Origin of the sequence: Thauera sp. WH-1, assembly GCF_047806685.1 — a bacterium.
Lineage (GTDB): Bacteria > Pseudomonadota > Gammaproteobacteria > Burkholderiales > Rhodocyclaceae > Thauera.
In genome coordinates, this window is the sequence record NZ_JBLQGP010000027.1 from 18,519 (window position 1) to 37,648 (window position 19,130).

Consider the following 19,130-nt stretch of genomic DNA (forward strand, 5'->3'; position numbering starts at 1 on the left):
GGTCGCCCCGATGAAAGCCGAATCCTTCACCCAGGCACGCCCGGCCACCCCGGCCGCCCATCACGGCCACCCGCACGAATCCGCCCGCCTGCACGTTGCCGGCGAGGCCACCTATGTGGACGACATCCGCGAGCTGGCCGGCACGGCCCACGCCGCGCTCGGCCTGTCGACCCAGGCCCATGCGCGCATCCTCGCCATCGAGCTCGACGCGGTGCGCGCCATGCCGGGCGTGATCGCGGTCTTCACCGCGGCCGACATCCCCGGCAGCAACGACTGCGGACCGATCATCCACGACGATCCCATCCTCGCCGACGGCGTGGTGCACTACGTCGGCCAGCCCCTGTTCGCGGTGGTGGCCGACAGCCAAGAGCACGCGCGCCGCGCCGCGCGCCGCGCGAAGGTGAGCTACGAGCCGCTGCCGGCGGTGCTCGACCCGCTGCAGGCGAAGGCGCAGAGCAGCTTCGTGCTGCCGCCCATGCAGCTCGTGCGCGGCGAGCCCGCCGCCCGCCTCGCCGCCGCACCGCGCCGGCTCAAGGGCAGCTGGCAGGTGGGCGGGCAGGAGCAGTTCTACCTCGAGGGCCAGATCTCCTATGCGGCGCCGCGCGAGGACGGCTGCATCCACCTGTGGTGCTCGACCCAGCACCCCACCGAGATGCAGCACGTGGTCAGCCATGCGCTGGGCCTGGCGGCCAACCAGGTGGTGGTGGAGATGCGCCGCATGGGCGGCGGCTTCGGCGGCAAGGAGTCGCAGTCGGCCCTGTTCGCCTGCATCGCCGCGCTGGCCGCGGCGCGCCTGCGGCGTCCGGTCAAGCTGCGCCCCGACCGCGACGACGACTTCATGATCACCGGCAAGCGCCACGACTTCCATTACGAGTACGAGGTCGGCTTCGACGACGACGGCCGCATCCTCGCCGCGCGCATCGAGATGGTGGCGCGGGCGGGCTTCTCGGCCGATCTGTCCGGCCCGGTGGCGACGCGCGCGATCTGTCACTTCGACAACGCCTACTACCTGGCCGATGTGGACATCCGCGCCCTGTGCGCCAGGACCAACACCCAGTCGAACACCGCCTTCCGTGGCTTTGGCGGGCCGCAGGGCGCGGTTGCGATCGAGCACATCATCGACAGCGTCGCGCGCGAGCTGGGCCGTGACCCGCTGGATGTGCGCAAGCTCAACTTCTACGGCGGCGAAGGCCGCGAGCTGACGCCTTACGGCCAGCGCGTCGAGGACAACGTGATCCACGAGCTGGTCGCCGAGCTCGAGGCCGACAGCGCCTACCGCCAGCGCCGGCGCGACATCGCCGCCTACAACGCGGCCAGCCCGGTGCTGAAGAAGGGCCTGGCGCTGACGCCGGTGAAGTTCGGCATCTCCTTCAACGTCGCCCACTACAACCAGGCCGGCGCGCTCGTGCATGTGTACACCGACGGCTCGGTGCTGGTGAACCACGGCGGCACCGAGATGGGCCAGGGCCTCAACACCAAGGTCTGCCAGGTGGTGGCGCACACTCTCGGCATCGCGCTGGCGCGGGTGCGGGCCACCGCCGCCGACACCAGCAAGGTCGCCAACACCTCGGCCACCGCCGCCTCGACCGGCGCCGATCTCAACGGCAAGGCGGCCGAGGATGCCGCGCGCCGCATCCGCCAGCGCCTGGCCGAGTTCGTCGCCGGCCGCCACGGCATCGACGCCGATGCGGTGCACTTTGCCGACGACCACGTGCATGCGGGCGCAGTCTCGATCCCCTTTGCCGAGTGCGTGCAGCAGGCCTACCAGGCCCGCGTCCAGCTGTGGTCAGACGGCTTTTACGCCACCCCCGGCCTGAGCTGGGACCGCAGCACGCTGACCGGCCGCCCCTTCTACTACTTCGCCTACGGCGCCGCCGTCGCCGAGGTGCTGATCGACACCCTGACCGGCGAGTGGCGCCTGCTGCGCGCCGACCTGCTGCACGACGCCGGCAACTCGATCAACCCGGCGATCGACGTCGGCCAGGTCGAGGGCGCCTTCATCCAGGGCATGGGCTGGCTGACGATGGAAGAGCTGTGGTGGAACAAGGAGGGGCGCCTGATGACCCACGCCCCGTCGACCTACAAGATCCCCGCCGCGCACGACTGTCCGGCCGAGTTCCGCACCCGGCTGTTCCACAACCGCAATCATGAGGACACCATCCTGCGCTCGAAGGCGGTCGGCGAGCCGCCGCTGCTGCTCGGCTTCGCGGTGCTGTTCGCACTGCGCGACGCCGTCGCCGCGGTCGGCGGCGGCCGCTGCGCGCCGCCGCTGCGGGCGCCGGCGACGCCCGAGGCCATCCTCGATGCGATCGATGCGGTGCGTGCGGCGTGCGCGCCTCCTGCGGCGGAGGTGCAGTCATGATTGCCTGGCTGGAACAGCTCGCGCGCCTGGTCGACGCCGGTGAGCGCGCCGTGCTGGTGACGGTGGCCGCGGCCCGGGGCTCGACGCCGCGCGCGCCAGGGGCGCGCATGATCGTCACTGCCGCCGCCTGCCAGGGCACGATCGGCGGCGGCCAGCTCGAGCTGCGCGCGATCGCCCTCGCCCGCCAGCTGCTCGCCGATGAGGCGCGTGCGCCCAGCCTGGTGCGCTTCCCGCTCGGCGCCAGCGTCGGCCAGTGCTGCGGCGGGGTCATGCAGCTCGCCTTCGAGCCGGTCGGCGCCGAGCAGCGCGACTGGCTCGCGGCCGCGCGCGCCTACGCCGCCGCCGGCCGCCCCTGGGGCCGCCTCGTGGGCCTCACTGGCGATCGCCCGGCGGTGCGTGTGTTCGGCGAGGAGCCCGCGGCGGCGCTCACCGATGCCCGCCAGCTCGAGCGCGCGCGCAGCCTGCTCGCCGGTCGCGCCGACGACGCCGCGCTGCTGGCGAGCGAGCCGGCACGGGGCGCGGACGCGCTGCTCGACGTCAGTCTGCCGCCCGAACTGCAGGTGGTGCTGTTCGGTGCCGGCCACGTCGGGCGCGCGCTCGCCGAGCTCTTCGGCCGCCTGCCGATGCAGGTGCGCTGGGTCGATGCGCGCGAGGACGAGTTCCCCGCCGTGGTGGCGCCCAACATCGAGGTCCGCTGCACCGACGTGCCGGAGGCCGAGGTGCGCGCCGCGCCGGCCGACGCGGTGTTCCTGGTGCTGACCCACAGCCATGCGCTCGATTTCGATCTGGTGCGCGCGATCCTCGACCGCGGCGACTTCCGCTGCTGCGGCCTCATCGGCTCGCAGGCCAAGCGCGCCAGCTTCGAGCAGCGCCTGCGCGCGCGCGGGGTCGGCGAGCAGGCCATTGCCCGCCTGCACTGCCCGATCGGCACGCCCGGCCTGGGTGGCAAGGAGCCCGAGGTCATCGCCATCGCCATCGCCGCCGAAGTGCTGCAACTGCGCGGCGCCTCGTTCGCCGCCCGACCGGCGCTGCGCGACTGCGCAGCCTGACCCGCGGGCGCCGCCCTCCGACCCCGCGAGCGCGGGACAGCACGCCCGCGCCCGCCCTCGAACCCCTTCCCGAGCGACCCTCCCGACATGAGCACCCCCCACCTGCACGCCGTCCGCGGCGAGATCCTGCACTTCATCGCCGACCCGGCCAGCGCCGGCGAGGCCGCCTTCGAACACTTCGCCGACGGCCTGCTGCTGCTGCGCGACGGCCACGTCGCCGAGCTCGGCCCGGCGCCGGAACTGCTCGCCCGCCTGCCGGCCGAGCTGCCATTGACCGACCACCGCGGCAAGCTGATCCTGCCCGGCTTCGTCGACACCCACATCCACTACGCCCAGACCGACATCATCGCCAGCCACGGCGAGCAGCTGCTGGCCTGGCTGGAGAAGTACACCTTCCCCGCCGAGGCGCGCTTCGCCGACCCGGCGCATGCGCGCGGCGTCGCCGACTTCTTCTGCGACGAGCTGCTGCGCAACGGCACCACCACCGCACTCGCCTTCGCCACCGTGCATGCCGCCTCGGTCGACGCGCTGTTCGAGGCCGCACTGGCGCGGCGCATGCGCATGATCACCGGCAAGGTGCTGATGGATCGTCACTGCCCCGACTTCCTGCGCGACACGGCGGCCGGCGGCGACGCCGAATCGAAGGCCCTGATCGAGCGCTGGCACGGCCGCGACCGCCTGCAGTACGCGGTCACGCCGCGCTTTGCCGCCACCTCCACGCCCGAGCAGATGAGGCTCGCCGGCCGCCTGTACGCCGAGCATCCGGGGCTCTATCTGCAATCGCACGTGGCCGAGAACCAGGGCGAAGTCGCGTGGGTCGCCGGGCTCTATCCCGAGGCGCGCAGCTACCTCGACGTGTACGACCGCTTCGGCCAGCTCGGCATGCGCTCGGTCTACGCCCACTGCATCTGGCTCGACGACACCGACCGCCGGCGCATGGCCGAGACCGGCGCGGCGATCAGCTTCTGCCCGACCTCCAACCTCTTCCTCGGCTCGGGCCTGTTCGACCTCGGGCGCGCGCGCGAGCTCGGCCTGCGCGTGGGCCTGGGCACCGACGTCGGCGCCGGCACCAGCTTCTCGATGCTGCAGACGCTCAACGAGGCCTACAAGGTGCTGCAGCTCAAGGGCCAGAAGCTGTCGGCCGCAAGCGCCTTCCACCTGGCCACCCTGGGCGGCGCGCACAGCCTGTACCTGGATGAGCGCGTCGGCAACTTCCTGCCCGGCAAGGAGGCCGACTTCGTCGTCCTCGACCCGGCCGCCACCCCGCTGCTGGCGCGCCGCATGGCCTGCGCCCAGACCCTGGACGAGCGCCTGTTCGTACTGATGATGCTGGGCGACGACCGCACGGTGGCGGCGACCTACGTGATGGGTGAAGCGGCCTGGGTACGTGCGCTGACGCCGGCACGAGCGGCGTGACGAGGTCGGCGGCGCGGCCCGGACAGCTCAGCGGCGCAGGAAGGCCTTGACCTTGTCGAGCAGCACCGCACGGTCGTACGGCTTGACGACGAAGTCGACCGCGCCGGCGCGGCGGCTCTCGACCACCACGTCCTTCTGGCTGTAGCCGGTGATCATGATCACCGGCGTGTGCCGGCCGTAGTCGGTGTCGTGCAGGCGCCGCGTCGTCTCGATGCCGTCCATGTCGGGCAGATTGACGTCCATCAGCACCAGGTCCGGCGGCCGCCGGTGCGCGGCGCGCAGCGCCTCGGTGCCCGACGAACCGAACATCAGCTCGACCCTGGAATCCGCCAGCAACTGACCGAGCACCTCGCGCTGCAGCGGGTCGTCGTCGATGATCAGCACCAGCGGGCAAACCCGTTCGGCCGCTGCCTGCAGCTCGCGCACCGCGTCGAGCTGGGGCGCGATGAGGTGATCGAGCGAATCGATCCACACATCGAGCGGCTTCACCGCGGCATCGAGGGCGGCGAAGCGTGGTCCCAACTCCTGCTTCTGGAAGCGCTCGAACTCGCCCTCGAGGCCGCTGGCGTCGCGCACCTCGACGAAGCCGCCGTGGGCGACGCGGTGCGACAGGCCGCTCAGGGCCGCCCCCATCTCCGAGGCCGCCTGCTGCAGAGAGCTGTTGGCCGCGCGCAGGTGGCGCTCGCCCTGCGCGGCGTGCTCGGCCAGCAGCGCCTCCAGTTCGGCAATGCGCCGTGCCTGGGCCGCGAGCTCGCGCGCCAGCGGGGCACCGGTGGCCGACTCCGCCATCTGGCGCAGCGCGTGGATCACCGCCATCGGCAGGCGCGGGGTGTCATGCACCATCGGCCAGAACAGGATGTAGTCGTCGAAATGCTGGGTCTTGCACAGCTCGAAGACCTGCTTCAGATCGCCCTGGTTGCACAGGATCAGGGTGCGGTGCGGCAGCGCGTGCACCACCGTGCTCAATCGGTACAGACCGAGGTAGTAGCGCTCGGCCTTTTCCAGGCTGTCGAACGCAAGCACCAGGACTTCGGGCTTGCAGCGTTCGAAGTCGGCGAGGTGGCGGTCGGCATAGGCCGACACCGTGACGTTGTCGAACTCGATGCTGAGCAGACGCCGCACGAGGTTTCCGTCGGTGGCATTGTCGGTCGCGATCAGAATCCGCGCTTTGGGATCCATCATTGCTCCTGTCGTGCTGGACTTCTGCAGGCGGCCCGCTGCCGGCGCGTGGAGCAGTCGCGGTCGCCGTCAGCCGCGCCCGAATGATAGCCGAGCGCTGGGGGAAAATCGCCGCAGGCAGGCGAAACGTGATTGTGGCTTGCGTCCACGACCCCGGCCTGCCTATAAATTCGTCATGCTGTGACAAACTGCCGCACTCGCCCTTCCGCGCCACGTTACAGTAGCCCGCATTTATTCTTAATGCATAGCAGCGAGGCGCTCTGCGCCCGTGGCGAACCAATGACGAGCTCTGCGCAGCGGCCAGGCCGATCCGAAACCAGCGCACTGATCGCCCGCCTGAGCCGTGCGCAGCGTCGGCTGGCCGAAGGCGAATCGAACGCAGGCAAGGGCGATGGCGAACTACGGGACTTGCTGGCGCGCACCATCGACCACCTCGAACGACTCGACGATGGCAAGCGACAGCTCACGCACGAGCGCGAGGCGATCCTCGATGCACTGCCAGCCCACATCGCCCTGATCGCGCCGGAGGGCACGATCATCACCGTCAACGAGGCCTGGCGACAGTTTGCGCGCGACAACGCCCTGGCGGGCGACGACGCCGCGATCGGGCAGAACTACCTGCGCACCTGTGATGAGGCCCACGGCCTGGCGGCCGACGAGGCGGTCGCGGCCGCAGCGGGAATCCGCGCCGTTCTCGAGGGCCGCAGCGAGCGCTTCCGGCTCGAGTACCCCTGCCACTCACCCACCGCGACGCGCTGGTTCGAACTCGTCGCCACGCCCTTGCACAAGGGCCAGCGCCGGGGCGCGGTGGTGATGCACATCAACATCACCGAGCAGAAGATCGGCGCCATGCGGCTGCGGGAGCAGGCGGCGATCCTGGACCAGGCCAAGGACGCCATCCTGGTGTGGGATGCCGACCTGCGCCTGCGCTTCTGGAACCGGGGCGCCGAGCAGCTGTACGGATGGACGGCGGCCGAGGCGCTCGGGCAGCGCGTCAACACGCTGCTGCGCGCAGACGTGCAGACAGCCGCCGAGGCCATGACCCAGGCCCTGGAGCACGGCACCTGGGATGGGCGTCTGCGCCTGCGGCGGCGCGATGGCGCACACGTGGACGTGGAGTGCCACTGGACCCTGGTGCGCGAGGCCGAGGGGCGCAGGCAGTCCATCATCGCCATCACCACCGACCTCGGCGAGCGCCTCGAGCTCGAGCGCCAGCTGCACCAGGCGCAGCGCCTGGAGGCGGTCGGCCAACTCACCGGGGGTCTTGCCCACGACTTCAACAATCTGCTGCAGGTCATCCTCGGCAACGCCGAGCTGCTGGTCGAGCGCCTGCAGCATGAGCCGCGGCTGGCCGCCCTCCCCGCACTGATCCGCAGCGCCGCGCAACGGGGCGCCGAACTGACCGCCCGCTTGCTGTCCTTCTCGCGCCGACAGCCCCTCGATCCGCGGCCCACGGATACGGATGCGCTGGTGCAGGCCATGGCCGAGCTGCTCGAGCGCACGCTGGGCGAGCAGATCCGGATCGAGTTCCGGCTCGACGCCGGTCCCTGGGAAGCCCAGGTCGACCCGGCACAGCTCGAGAGCGCGGTGCTGAACCTGTGTCTGAACGCCCGCGATGCGATGCCCGACGGCGGCCGCCTCGGCGTCGCATCGAGCCGGCGCCACCTCCCGGCCGCGGCGGCGGAGGCCGTCGGGCTGCGAGCGGGCGACTACGTCCTGCTCGAGGTGTCCGACTCCGGCGTCGGCATGACCGCCACCGAGCTCGCCCAGGCTTTCGATCCCTTCTTCACCACCAAGCCACCGGGCAAGGGCAGCGGCCTGGGCCTGAGCATGGTGTACGGCTTCGCCAGGCAGTCGGGCGGACACATCGGTCTGGAATCCGGGCCCGGCCGCGGCACGGTGGCTCGCCTGTACCTGCCGCGCGCGCGACCGCGCAGCGTCGGGGACGATCTGCGGGTCGATGTGCGGGGCGAGCCTGCGGCGGCGACCGGCATGCGCACGCTGCCGTGCGGGCGCGGAGAGCAGGTCCTGCTGGTCGAGGACGACGAGCTGGTGCGCGAGCACGTCGCCAGCCTGCTCGACGATCTGGGCTACCGCGTCCTGACTGCCCGCCACGGCCCGGATGCGCTGGCACGCCTGGCCGAACACCCGGACGTCGACCTGATGTTTACCGACGTCGTCATGCCGGGCGGCATGAACGGGCGCGAACTGGCCGACGCCGTACGTCGGGAACGACCGACGATGCCGGTGCTGTTCACATCGGGCTACACCCAGAATGCCCTGGAGTGCGAGGGCCGCCTCGAAGCCGGCTTCGAACTGCTGAGCAAGCCCTTCCGGCGGCGCGATCTGGCCCTGAAGCTGCGGGCCCTGCTCGATCGCGCCCGGGAGGGACACGAATGACGGACACGCCGATGAGGATCCTTGCCATGGCCTCGAGGACGTCGCCTTCACTGTGGAAGGCCCTCAGCACCGCGCTGCTGCTGCTGATTCTGTCGGCCGACCTGCTGACGCCACTGGGTTTCGCGCACGGCACGCTCTACCTCGTTGCGGTGCTGCTCGCCGCCCTCAGCCTCGATGCGCGCTTCGTGCTCGGCCTGGCCGGCGCCGCGATGCTGGCGGTCAGCGCTGGCGCGCTGGTCTCGCCGCCCGGCTTCGATCTCGCCTGGGTCCTCGCCAACCGCATCCTCTCGGTGGCGAGCATCATCTTCGTGACCGTTCTCGCCCGCCATGCGATCCGCTCCTTCGATGCGCTCTGCGACGAGCGCGAGCGCAGCCGCAGCAGCGAGGAGGCCCTGCTGCGGGCGCAGCGCCTCGAGGCCGTGGGCCAGCTCACCGGCGGGATCGCCCACGACTTCAACAACCTGCTGCAGGTCATCCTCGGCAATGCCGAGCTGCTCTCGGAACAGTTGCGCGACGAACCCCGCGCGCGCGCCCTCGTCGACCTGACGCGTGCCGCCGCCGAACGCGGTGCCGACCTCACCCACCAACTGCTGGCCTTCGCCCGCCGCCAGGCGCTCGCGCCCCAGCCGACCGACCTCCGCGCCCTGCTCGACGGCATGAAACGCCTGTTGCAGCGCGCCCTCGGCGGGCACATCGACATCAAGTTCGACGTGAAGGACGATCTGTGGGCGGCGATGGTCGATGCCGCCCAGCTCGAAAGTGCCGTCATGAACCTGTGCATCAATGCCCGCGACGCGATGCCAGCTGGCGGACGCATCACCATCGAGGCCACCAATCTGGACGTCGATAGCCGCACGCTGCGGCCGGAAGACCTGGCGCCCGGCCCCTACGTGATGCTGGCCGTGACGGACAGCGGCAGCGGAATGGACGCCGCCACGCTCGCCCGCGCCTTCGAGCCCTTCTTCACGACCAAGGACGCAGGCAAGGGCACCGGCCTCGGGCTAAGCACGGTCTACGGCTTCGTCAAGCAGTCGCAGGGCCATATCACCCTTCAGTCCGCCCACGGTCGCGGCACCGTCGTGCGCCTCTACCTGCCACGCGCCGACGCCCCGCCTGCTCAGGATACGGCTACGGCAGGCGCGGTGGCGCTCGCCCGCGGCGGTGAATCCATTCTTGTCGTCGAGGACGACGAGCTCGTGCTCGAACATGTGCGCAGCCTGCTGGAGCGCCTCGGTTACCGGGTCGTGACCGCGCGCAACGGCGAGCAAGCCCTCCAGACCCTAGGCTGCGGGCGCTTCGATCTGTTGTTCACCGACCTGATGATGCCGGGCGGCATGAACGGAAAGGACCTTGCCGACGCTGCCCAGCAGCTGCAGCCCGGGCTGCCGGTGCTGTTCACCTCGGGCTATGCCGACAGCACGCTGGTGCACGGCGGGCGCATCGACGCCGGCCTGGAACTGATCAACAAGCCCTATCGGCAGCGGGAACTGGCAGCACGACTGCGAAACATGCTCGACCTTGCGAACGGCACATGCAGCCACTAGATTCGAAGCAGACAAGTCTGCCTGCCAGTGGAGGGTCCTGCATGACAGCCCAGACGGACCGCAGGCCGCGACTGCTGATCCTGGACGACGATCCCCTGGTCGGCTGCACCATGCAGTTCATTGCCGAGGACCTGGGCCTGGAAACCTGCTTCGTGTCCACCGCGATGGCGTTCTTTGCCCAGCTCGAAGCCTGGCAGCCCACCCACATCGCGCTCGACCTGATCATGCCCGACATGGATGGTGTGCAGGTCATGAAGCGCCTCGCCGGGGACCGCTGTCGGGCGCGCATCATCATCACCAGCGGCGTCGGCTCGCGCGTCCTTGACGCCGCCGGGCGCTCAGCTGCCGAACATGGCCTGAACATCGCCGGCGTGCTGTCCAAGCCCTTCTCCACCGGCGACCTGCGCCAGCTGCTCGCCGGCGCGCCCTTGGGGCCGCCGCATGCGGCACCGGCGACGTCCCCGGCCCGGCCCAGCGCCGCCCCACCGCACCCGGAACTCGGCATGGCCGAACTGCGCCGTGGGCTCGACGCGGATGAGTTGCTCGTCGTGTACCAGCCCAAAATCGATTGCACCGACGCTCGACTGACAGGCTTCGAGGCCCTGGTGCGCTGGCTGCATCCGGACTACGGCCCCATCGCGCCCGACCGCTTCGTCCCGCTCGCCGAAGCCAGCGGACTCATCGCCGCGCTCACCGAGCGGGTGCTCGAGCTGGCGCTGCAGTGGTTCGCGCCGATCTGTGGCGAGGGCACCGGCCTGGCCGGCGGCCGACCGCTGTCGCTGTCGGTCAACCTGTCGGCGAAGGCCTTCAACGATCTGGATTTCGTCGACCGCCTCGCCCAGCGCTGCCTGCAGCTGCAACTCGCGCCGGAGCGCCTGATCCTCGAACTCACCGAGACCAGCGCGATGGATGACCCCGTCGCTTCGCTCGGCCTGATTACCCGGCTGCGGATGAAGGGCTTCCATCTTTCGATCGACGACTTCGGCACCGGTTTCTCGTCGATGCTACAGCTGGTGCGGCTGCCCTTTTCCGAGCTCAAGGTGGACAAGTCCTTCGTGATGACGGCCCTGCAGTCGGAGGAGTCGCGCACGGTGGTGAAGTCAATCGTGGACCTGGGCCGCAGCCTGGGCCTACGCACCGTGGCCGAAGGCGTCGAGACAGCGGAGGTGTTCGATTTCCTCCGCAAGATCGGCTGCGATCAGGCGCAGGGCTACCACATCGCCCGCCCCATGACCGGCGATGCGACGCTACGGTGGATGCGCGAACACGCCGCCGCCCGATGAGACCGCGACCCGTCGGCCGGCTCGCCCGCGGGGGCAGCGGGCTCGAATCGCGGAACCCTGGAGCCAGCCATGCAGCACGGCTTCGACGAATACGCCCTTGAGCGCCTGGTAGGCCCTGACCCGGACAGGCAGCGCAGCATCTATGCGCTGTTCGTCGACACCAGCACCGAGGGCCTGGTGACCATGCGTGCAGCGCTCGAGGACGCGAACCTGGCCGCCCTCGGCGTTGCCGCTCACCGGCTCAAGTCCGCCGCTCGACTGGTGGGCGCCCCCCCTCTGGGCGCACTGGCCGCGCAGATCGAGGCCGCCGCCGACCGGGGCGATGGCCGCGCCATCGAACCCCTGCTCGTCGAGGTGGAGCTGGAGGCGGCCCGCACGCTCGCCTGGGTCAGGGGGCGTCTCGACCTGCTGGCGGCGCATTGAGGTTTGCGCTGCGGCTCCGGCTTGCCGACTCCCCCGCACCCGCGTGCCGGCTGAGGCGCCGGCGCAGCCGCCGCTTGCTGCACGCGGGCAGGCCGCCACAGGCCACGCGGGGTCTCAAGTCAGCGAAGCGCCCGAACCCGGCGCCGTGCGCCGCGCGTTCCACAGCGACCACAGGCTGGTCAGCGCCAGCGCCGCCCCAATCAGCAGCATGCCGGTGAACTCGGCGCCGCTCGGCCGCTCGCCGAGCTCGATCCAGCCGGCGAGCACGCCGATCATCGGGATGCCCAGCGCCGACAGCCCGGCCATGCCGGCCGACAGGTGCTGCAGGATGTACAGCCACAACAGCCAGGCCAGCCCGGTGGCGAACAGCGCGTTGAAGGCGAGCGCACCGAAGAAGTACGGCGTCGGATCGATCGGTCGCGAGGGCAGGACCAGCGCGACAATGCACAGCGCCAGCGCCCCGAACAGCATCTGCCAGGCCGTCAGCGCCAGCAGGTCGAACTCGCGCGCCAGGCGCATGCGCTTGGCCACCACCGCCGAGGCCGCCCAGGTGAGTCCGCCGCCGACAGCGAGCAGGTTGCTGAAGGCGCTGCCGCGCACCGCCCAGGGCTCGAGGATCAGCACCAGGCCGAACGCCGCAACCGCGATCGCCGCCCATTGCATGCCGCGCACGCGCTCGCCCAGCACCCACCAGGCGATCGGGATGACCCAGAACGGCATGGTGTAGACCAGCACCGCGGTCTTGCCCGCGCCGCCGGCCACCAGCGCCCACTGGATCAGCGCGGTGAAGGCCGCGGTCTGCAGTACGCCGAGCAGCATCACCTGGCGCGCTGCCACCAACGTCATCGGCTTGCGCAGCACGACCAGCACGACGAACAGCGTGGCCGCGCCGAGTACGGTGCGGATCGCGGAGAAGTCGAAGGGATCGACGTACTGGATGACCTGCTTCATCACCACCCAGTTGTAGCCCCAGATCAGGGACAGCACGACGAGCGCCAGCAGCGCGAGCCTGGAGGGGGTGGAGGGAGACGAAGCGGGGCGAGCCGAGCCGGGGGCAGACATTGCAACTCCAAAAGGAAAATGCCGCGGCGCCCCTGTCGGGGAACCGCGGCGAAGGTGTCCACCGGGGAGGACGGTGGCGAGTAACAGTGTGGGGCGGATTATCCGCCCTCTGTGCCTGACCGACATACGGGCAGGCTGATGGACGACATCAGGTCAGACCGATGAGGCTCACGCCGCCTCGGCCGCCGGCGTCGGCGCGCGCAGGCGCAGGCGCATCAGGCCGAGGTGCAGCACCGCGCCCAGCAGCGCACCGAACAGCCAGGCAAAGCCCGCCCAGGCCGCAAGCGCGGGCGTCCACACGGAGGCGACCGAGAACAACGAGGCCACCGAGAAGGCAAACAGCGCGCGCTTGTTCCAGCCCTTGTCGAAGTAGTAGGTCGAGCCCGGCTCGGCCGAGAACAGGTCCTGCACGTTGAGCCTCTGCTTGCGCACCAGGTAATAGTCGGCCACCACGATGCCGTACAGCGGGGCCAGCACCGCGCCCAGCGTGTCGACGAAGCCGGCGATGCCGATGTGGCTGATCAGCGCCACCCACAGACCGCCGATGAAGAAGGCGATCGCGGCGGTGATGATGCCGCCGGTGCGCGCGCTGATTTTGGCCGGCGCGAGGTTGGCGAGGCCGAAGGCGGCCGGGATGAAGTTGGCCACCAGGTTGATGCCGACGGTAGCGGCGAAGAAGGTCAGCGCGGCGATGATGGTCAGCGCCAGGTTGTCGACCTTACCCACCATCTCGGCCGGGTTGGTGATCATCTCGCCGAACAGCACGGCGGTGCCGGCGGTGATGAAGAGCGCGAGGAAGGAGAAGAAGGCGAGGCTCACCGGCAGGCCGACGAAGTTGCCCCACTTCATCTGCGACTCGTTCTTGACGAAGCGCGAGAAGTCGCCGTAGTTGATCACTACCGCGGCGAAGTAGGCCACCATGGTGCCGACCACCGCGACGAAGGCCGCGACCGGGCCGCCCGGGTGCTCGCCCTTGCCGTCGAAGATGGTGCCGAGTTCATTGAGCAGGCCGCCGCCGGCCTTGTACCAGATGACGCCCAGCAGCGCGATCATCACCAGATAGACCAGCGGGCCGGCCCAGTTCAGGAAGGTGGTGATCCAGTCGAAGCCGCGCAGGAAGAGCGCGAGCTGGAACACGCACACCACCGCGTAGGAGAACCAGTCGACCGCCGTCATGCCGAGGAAGGTCGCGCCACCGGAGTTGCCGAGCAAGGCGTTGAACAGCAGCGCCAGCGCGGTCGAGGCGAAGTAGGTCTGCACGCCGTACCAGAAGATGGCGACGATGCCGCGGATGAGCGCCGGGAAGTTGGCGCCATGCACCCCCATCGAGGCGCGCGCGATGACCGGGTAAGGAATGCCGTACTTCACCCCCGGCTTGCCGGTGAGATTGACCAGCACGTTGACGATGATGCCCGCCAGGATGATGCCGGCGAACACCGCCCAGCCGTTGAGGCCGTAGGAGATGAACAGCGTCGCCGCCAGGGTGTAGCCGAACAGGCTCTGGATGTCGTTGGACCAGACGTTGAAGATCTCGAACCAGCCCCATTTGCGCTTGTCGGGCGGCAGCGGCGCGAGGTCCGAGTTGTACAGGCTGGGATCCATGTGGTGGATCTGCAGGTCGATCTTTTCGCTTTCCATGGCTGTCTCCATCGCCGCCGCGCGGCTTCTGGTTATGAGGGTCGGGAATGCTTGCGGACGCAGAAGCCCCTCGCCCGCTCCGCAACGGGCGATTCGTTGATAGGCCGGGCCGCCCTGCGGCGGCTGCGGCGTGCTTACCGGATCTGGTAGGGGTGGTGTTCGACCCAGTGGCGGGCGACGTCGACGCGACGGCAGACCCACACCCGGTCGTGCTTCTCGATGTGGTCGAGGAAGCGCTGCAAGGCCTTGAAGCGTCCCGGGCGGCCGAGCAGGCGGCAGTGCATGCCGATCGACATCATCGCTGGGCGCTCCTCGCCTTCGGCGTACATGACGTCGAAGGCGTCACGCAGGTACTCGAAGAACTCGTCGCCGTGCGAGAAGCCCTGCGGCAGCGCGAAGCGCATGTCGTTGGTGTCGAGCGTGTAGGGCACGATCAGGTGCGGCACGGTCTCGCCGTCGGTCTTCTGCACCTCGGTCCAGAACGGCAGGTCGTCGCCGTAGTAGTCCGAGTCGTACAGGAAGCCGCCGTAGTCGGCGACGAGCCGCCGGGTGTTGGGCGAGTCGCGCCCGGTGTACCAGCCCAGCGCACGCTCGCCGGTCAGGCGCTCGATGATCTCCATGCCGATCCGCATGTGCTCGCGCTCGATCTCCTCGGGCACGTTCTGGTAGTGGATCCAGCGCCAGCCGTGGCAGGCGATCTCGTGGCCGAGTTCCCTGAACGCGGCGGTGAGTTCCGGGTGGCGCTCGAGCGCCATCGACACGCCGAAGATCGTCATCGGCAGGCCGCGGCGTTCGAACTCGCGCAGGAAGCGCCACACGCCCACGCGCGAGCCGTACTCGTAGATGCCTTCCATCGACAGGTGGCGCTCGGGGTAGCTGGCGGCGTTGAACAGTTCGGACAGGAACTGCTCGCTGCCGGCATCACCGTGCAGCACGCAGTTCTCGCCGCCTTCCTCGTAGTTGAGGACGAACTGCACCGCGATGCGGGCGCGGCCGGGCCAGTTGGCGTAGGGCGGATTCTTGCCGTAGCCGACGAGGTCGCGCGGGTAGGCCTTGTTCGAAGTCATGATGTCATTCCGGGTAAGGCGATGAGGAAAGCCTCGGCGGCCGCGGTGGGCGAGACGCGAGCGCCCCGCCCGCGCCGTGGGTCAGTTCTCGAGGAAGCGCTTGCAGGCGCCCCAGTTGTTCATCAGCAGCCAGTAGGTCAGGCCGGCCGGGATCAGGCTGGCGTACCAGGACACCGCCGAGAAGCTCAGCGCCACCGCCGCGCCCACCAGCGAGGCCACGATGCCGGCCCAGTTCACCCCGCGGTAGGGGCCGTTCTCGTCATAGAGCTTGCCCAGGTTCAGGCTGCGCCCGCGGATGAAGTAGTAGTCGACCACCAGCACCGCGAAGATCGGACCGAGGAAGGCCGAGTAGGTCTGCACGAAGATCTGCAGGCCCGAGGCCGACTCGTCCTTGACCAGTTCCCACGGGAAGGTGCCGAAGGCGAGGAAGCCGACGATCACCGCCGCGGAGCGGAAGGACAGCTTGAACACGTCCATCAGCACGTAGGTGGGCGGCACCACGTTGTTGAGCACGTTGGTGGTGACCTGGGCGAAGGCGATGAAGAGCAGCGTGGTGATCAGCAGCGGCTTGTTGTCCACCGCGCTCGAAAACACCTGGATCGGGTCGGCGACGCCGGTGGCGCCCGACACCATCAGCCCGATCAGGCCCATGAACAGCGTGCAGGGCAGGATGGACATGGCGTAGAGGGTGGTCAGCGGACCGCGCTTGACCCCACGTTCGAGCTCGCGGGAGTAGTCGCTGACGTTGAGCATCATGGTGCTGTAGATGCCCAGGAAGAGCATCGTCGCGCCCCAGAACGGCAGGCCCCAGGTGCCTTCGATTTTGACCAGGTTGGTGCTGATCTCGTCGCCGTACTTGTCGATGACGCTGAAGAACATGTAGGTCAGCGACACCAGGATGAAGCCGCTGCCGATGTTCTCCAGCCACTTGATGCCCTGGAAGCCGAGCACCGACAGGGCGATCTGCAGCAGCTGGAAGACGATGAACCACACCACGAGGTTGTCGAAGCCGAACAGCGAGGCCGACACCAGGTTGAGCGCGCCGGCGCCGACCCAGCTCTGGAAGCCGAACCAGACGATGGCCGGCACCGCCCGTACCAGCCCCGGGAAACGCGTGCCACCGAAGCCGAAGGCGGTGCGCGCCTGCACCATGAAGGGGATGCCGTACTTGTGGCCGGCGGCGCCGTTCAGGCACAACGCGACGCCGATCACGAAGCAGCCGATCGCAATCGCCATCGTCGCCTGCAGCAGGTTGAGTGTGCCGACGATGCTCGAACCCATGGCGAAGGTGCCGATCGAGACGCAGCCGCCGAACCAGGCCAGCAGATACGACCACTTGCCCATGATGCGCGTCTCTTGCGGGGCCAGGGACTCCTCGCCGACCGCCTTCGAGTGCGGATGAGGGCCGGCGTGTGCCGTGCTTGCGGCCGCGAGGCCGGACACGGGAATGGGGTGTGCCTTGCTTGTCATTTTGCGTGCTCCTCCAGTGGTGCTGGACAGGCGGTTCGTGGACCGCGCTTTCTGAGGGTCAGGGGGCGGGACGCCCCCGGGGAACGGCTGCGGGGTGAAGCTCAAGGGGGGTCGGAGGTGGATCGGAGGTGGGTGGGGTGAGTGGAGTGGGTTGGGGTGGAATCGCTCAGTTGCCGAGGTAGTCGAAGCGCCCGCTGAAGGGCTTGGGCCGCGGGAAGGCCAGATCGCCGTGCTTGCTGGTGCCCAGGCGCAGGCTCACCAGCGACTCGGCCAGCTTCACCGCCGCGGTCACGCCTTCGACGATCGGCAGGCCGACCGCCTCGCGGATCTCGTCGGTGAGGTCGGCCATGCCGCCGCAGCCGAGCACGATCGCGCCGATACCGTCCTCGGCCTTGGAGCGACGGCACTCGTCGATGATGCGGTCGCGCGCGCAGGCGCCGTCGTCCTCGAGGTCGAGCACCGGGATCTCGGCCGCGCGCACCCTGCGGCAGTGGTGGGCGAAGCCGTAGTTCTGCAGCAGATGCTCGGCGATGATGCAGGTGCGCCCCAGCGTGGTGACCACCGAGAAGCGGGTGCTGATCAGCGTCGCCAGGTGGAAGGCGGCCTCGGCGATGCCGATCACCGGCGCGGCGGTGAGCTCGCGCGCGGCGAGCAGGCCGGGATCGCCGAAGCAGGCGATGACGTAGGCGTCGACGCCCTCCTTGTCGCCGCGGCGGATCTCCTCGAGCACGCCGACGGCGCTGATCGCCTCGTCGAAGTGGCTCTCGATCGAGACCGGGCCGGCCTCGGGGTTGGTCGCCGAGATGCGGGTCCCGGCGGCAGCGACGAGGCGGCCGGCGGCGCCGATCTTGTCGGTCATCGAGGCGGTGGTGTTGGGGTTGATCAGGCGGATGTGCATGCTGCTCTCCTGGGTACCGCGACGGCGTCGGCCGCGTGTGTGTGCAAATGGGTTTCAGCGCTCGCCGCGGTGACGGCGTGCGACTTCGTCGAGGACCTTGCGCAGGTCGAGCACTGAGGGCTCCTCGTCGACCAGCACGACCGTGCGCTCGATGTCCTTGAGGTGGCGCTCCATCCAGTTGCGCGCGCCTTCGGCATCGCCCTCGGCGATCAGCTCGAGCACGTCATCATGCTCGGAGTGGCGGCAGCTACCCGCCATCGGTGCGCCATAGGTCGCAATCACCAGCGAGGAGCGGGACACCAGCCCGGCGAGGTAGTCCGACAGGGTCTCGTTCTCGGACACCCGCGCCAGCGCGACATGGAACTCGCCCGACAGGTAGATGGCTTCGCGGCGGTCGCCGCGCGCCTCGGCCTCGTGCTCGCGGCGAACGATGTCACGCAGTTCATCGAGCCTGGCCGGCGTGGCCTTGGCGACCACCTGCGCGAGCACGCCGCACTCCACGATGCGGCGGGCGGCGAAGATGTCGCGCGCTTCCTTCACGGTCGGTTGCGCGACGGTGGCGCCCCGGTTGAGGCGGATATCGACCAGACGCTCGTAGGCCAGGCGCTGCAGCACCTTGCGGATGCTGGTCCGGCTGACGCCGAAGGCCTCGGCCAGCGTGTCCTCGGGCAGCTTGGTGCCGGGCTCGAGGTGGTTCTCGACGATGGCGGCGTAAAGATTGCGATAAATCGCCTCGTCGCGGCCGGTGCCCGACATGCCCTCTTCGGCCTGCATGGAACCCAGATCGATGGATGACCGCCTCTTACTCATGACCCGATCCTTCGTATTCATCGCCGCGAACGTTTCGCGAATCTCTTGAAAACAAGATAGCTAGATTTTGTACACAAAACAATTGATTTTCTGTCCTCATTTAAACATTTGATCAGTCGACCCGCAGAACGCCACGAAGGCTGCGCTGCCGCCACAGCGCGGCAGTTGATGCCCGGTGCATTGCCCATGGGCGAAAGGGTGCGCGCCTGCTGTGCTTGGCGCCGGTGCACGGCACTATCTGCCCGCGCTTATGCGCGCCATCAGCAGGCCAAGATGATGGAAAGCCGGGCTGCAAAACGATTCAAAAGCTTTTGTATACGATTTTTTATTTTCTCGCATACACTTTAGCCACACCAACCCTCAGGAGAGCTCCCATGGCCAGCCACACCCCCGGCGCCCCCGTCTTCGCCCCCGCAGCCGAGCTGCCCGACTGGGCCCTGCGCTCGGTCGACCTCGCCAACCCGCGCCTGGGCGCGAAGGCGCTCGCCGCCTCGGACGACTTCTTCGCCGAGGTGTCGCGCATGCTCAA

Annotated in this window: 14 protein-coding genes and 1 pseudogene; 8 read left to right on the forward strand and 7 right to left on the reverse strand. The window is 69.3% G+C overall.

The annotated features are described in order from the left end of the window. Nucleotides 1–10 precede the first annotated feature (10 nt). From xdhB to guaD, 3 genes are all read left to right on the forward strand, one after another. Nucleotides 11–2,362 (forward strand): xanthine dehydrogenase molybdopterin binding subunit, encoded by a 2,352-nt coding sequence (xdhB, locus tag ACMV5O_RS19145; RefSeq protein WP_416164951.1) that lies wholly within the window; start codon nucleotides 11–13, stop codon nucleotides 2,360–2,362. Next, nucleotides 2,359–3,411, forward strand: coding sequence for a xanthine dehydrogenase accessory protein XdhC (xdhC, locus tag ACMV5O_RS19150; RefSeq protein WP_416164952.1), 1,053 nt, complete (start codon nucleotides 2,359–2,361; stop codon nucleotides 3,409–3,411). Before xdhB ends, xdhC begins: the two co-directional genes overlap by 4 nt. A gap of 87 nt (nucleotides 3,412–3,498) precedes the next feature. Then, nucleotides 3,499–4,827, forward strand: a complete 1,329-nt coding sequence (gene guaD / locus ACMV5O_RS19155; protein WP_416164953.1) for a guanine deaminase — start codon at nucleotides 3,499–3,501, stop codon at nucleotides 4,825–4,827. Nucleotides 4,828–4,854: 27 nt separating this feature from the next. Here the strand turns inward: guaD and ACMV5O_RS19160 are convergent, their stop codons facing one another. Continuing rightward, nucleotides 4,855–6,009, reverse strand: a complete 1,155-nt coding sequence (locus ACMV5O_RS19160; RefSeq protein ID WP_416164954.1) for a response regulator — start codon at nucleotides 6,007–6,009, stop codon at nucleotides 4,855–4,857. 276 nt (nucleotides 6,010–6,285) lie between these two features. Here ACMV5O_RS19160 and ACMV5O_RS19165 point away from each other — a divergent pair, with 276 nt between their 5' ends. The 4 genes from ACMV5O_RS19165 (at nucleotide 6,286) to ACMV5O_RS19180 (ending at nucleotide 11,656) form a co-directional block, all read left to right on the forward strand. Then, nucleotides 6,286–8,406 (forward strand): PAS domain-containing protein, encoded by a 2,121-nt coding sequence (locus ACMV5O_RS19165; protein WP_416164955.1) that lies wholly within the window; start codon nucleotides 6,286–6,288, stop codon nucleotides 8,404–8,406. Between the two features lie 26 nt (nucleotides 8,407–8,432). After that, nucleotides 8,433–9,950 carry a response regulator gene (locus ACMV5O_RS19170; RefSeq protein WP_416164956.1) on the forward strand — a complete coding sequence of 506 codons (1,518 nt, stop codon included), beginning with the start codon at nucleotides 8,433–8,435 and terminating at the stop codon, nucleotides 9,948–9,950. Nucleotides 9,951–9,991: 41 nt separating this feature from the next. Next, the gene (locus ACMV5O_RS19175) at nucleotides 9,992–11,233 is read left to right on the forward strand and encodes an EAL domain-containing protein (protein WP_416164957.1); all 1,242 of its coding nucleotides are present in this window, start codon (nucleotides 9,992–9,994) and stop codon (nucleotides 11,231–11,233) included. A 69-nt stretch (nucleotides 11,234–11,302) separates the two neighbouring features. After that, nucleotides 11,303–11,656 (forward strand): Hpt domain-containing protein, encoded by a 354-nt coding sequence (locus ACMV5O_RS19180; RefSeq protein ID WP_416164958.1) that lies wholly within the window; start codon nucleotides 11,303–11,305, stop codon nucleotides 11,654–11,656. Nucleotides 11,657–11,770: 114 nt separating this feature from the next. Here the strand turns inward: ACMV5O_RS19180 and ACMV5O_RS19185 are convergent, their stop codons facing one another. From ACMV5O_RS19185 to ACMV5O_RS19210, 6 genes are all read right to left on the reverse strand, one after another. After that, nucleotides 11,771–12,718, reverse strand: coding sequence for a DMT family transporter (locus tag ACMV5O_RS19185; protein WP_416164959.1), 948 nt, complete (start codon nucleotides 12,716–12,718; stop codon nucleotides 11,771–11,773). 168 nt (nucleotides 12,719–12,886) lie between these two features. Continuing rightward, nucleotides 12,887–14,356 (reverse strand): NCS1 family nucleobase:cation symporter-1, encoded by a 1,470-nt coding sequence (locus ACMV5O_RS19190; RefSeq protein WP_416164960.1) that lies wholly within the window; start codon nucleotides 14,354–14,356, stop codon nucleotides 12,887–12,889. Nucleotides 14,357–14,490: 134 nt separating this feature from the next. Then, nucleotides 14,491–15,423 carry an allantoinase PuuE gene (gene puuE, locus ACMV5O_RS19195; RefSeq protein WP_416164961.1) on the reverse strand — a complete coding sequence of 311 codons (933 nt, stop codon included), beginning with the start codon at nucleotides 15,421–15,423 and terminating at the stop codon, nucleotides 14,491–14,493. A gap of 81 nt (nucleotides 15,424–15,504) precedes the next feature. Further along, complete coding sequence (locus ACMV5O_RS19200; RefSeq protein ID WP_416164962.1) at nucleotides 15,505–16,893, reverse strand: NCS1 family transporter; 1,389 nt, start codon at nucleotides 16,891–16,893, stop codon at nucleotides 15,505–15,507. A 166-nt stretch (nucleotides 16,894–17,059) separates the two neighbouring features. Then, nucleotides 17,060–17,791 (reverse strand): aspartate/glutamate racemase family protein, encoded by a 732-nt coding sequence (locus ACMV5O_RS19205; protein WP_416164963.1) that lies wholly within the window; start codon nucleotides 17,789–17,791, stop codon nucleotides 17,060–17,062. Nucleotides 17,792–17,845: 54 nt separating this feature from the next. Next, nucleotides 17,846–18,601, reverse strand: coding sequence for a GntR family transcriptional regulator (locus tag ACMV5O_RS19210; RefSeq protein WP_416164964.1), 756 nt, complete (start codon nucleotides 18,599–18,601; stop codon nucleotides 17,846–17,848). A 374-nt stretch (nucleotides 18,602–18,975) separates the two neighbouring features. Here ACMV5O_RS19210 and ACMV5O_RS19215 point away from each other — a divergent pair. Next, nucleotides 18,976–19,130, forward strand: a pseudogene (locus ACMV5O_RS19215) (allantoicase); the annotation flags it as partial.

Bases quoted from the DNA above. Each gene is read 5' to 3' on its own strand.
- ACMV5O_RS19165 (WP_416164955.1), top strand. From the start codon at position 6,286: ATGACGAGCTCTGCGCAGCGGCCAGGCCGATCCGAAACCAGCGCACTG.
- ACMV5O_RS19210 (WP_416164964.1), bottom strand. From the start codon at position 18,601: ATGAGTAAGAGGCGGTCATCCATCGATCTGGGTTCCATGCAGGCCGAA.
- ACMV5O_RS19190 (WP_416164960.1), bottom strand. From the start codon at position 14,356: ATGGAAAGCGAAAAGATCGACCTGCAGATCCACCACATGGATCCCAGC.
- xdhB (WP_416164951.1), top strand. From the start codon at position 11: ATGAAAGCCGAATCCTTCACCCAGGCACGCCCGGCCACCCCGGCCGCC.
- ACMV5O_RS19205 (WP_416164963.1), bottom strand. From the start codon at position 17,791: ATGCACATCCGCCTGATCAACCCCAACACCACCGCCTCGATGACCGAC.
- ACMV5O_RS19160 (WP_416164954.1), bottom strand. From the start codon at position 6,009: ATGATGGATCCCAAAGCGCGGATTCTGATCGCGACCGACAATGCCACC.
- guaD (WP_416164953.1), top strand. From the start codon at position 3,499: ATGAGCACCCCCCACCTGCACGCCGTCCGCGGCGAGATCCTGCACTTC.
- ACMV5O_RS19200 (WP_416164962.1), bottom strand. From the start codon at position 16,893: ATGACAAGCAAGGCACACCCCATTCCCGTGTCCGGCCTCGCGGCCGCA.
- ACMV5O_RS19185 (WP_416164959.1), bottom strand. From the start codon at position 12,718: ATGTCTGCCCCCGGCTCGGCTCGCCCCGCTTCGTCTCCCTCCACCCCC.
- xdhC (WP_416164952.1), top strand. From the start codon at position 2,359: ATGATTGCCTGGCTGGAACAGCTCGCGCGCCTGGTCGACGCCGGTGAG.
- ACMV5O_RS19175 (WP_416164957.1), top strand. From the start codon at position 9,992: ATGACAGCCCAGACGGACCGCAGGCCGCGACTGCTGATCCTGGACGAC.
- puuE (WP_416164961.1), bottom strand. From the start codon at position 15,423: ATGACTTCGAACAAGGCCTACCCGCGCGACCTCGTCGGCTACGGCAAG.
- ACMV5O_RS19170 (WP_416164956.1), top strand. From the start codon at position 8,433: ATGGCCTCGAGGACGTCGCCTTCACTGTGGAAGGCCCTCAGCACCGCG.
- ACMV5O_RS19180 (WP_416164958.1), top strand. From the start codon at position 11,303: ATGCAGCACGGCTTCGACGAATACGCCCTTGAGCGCCTGGTAGGCCCT.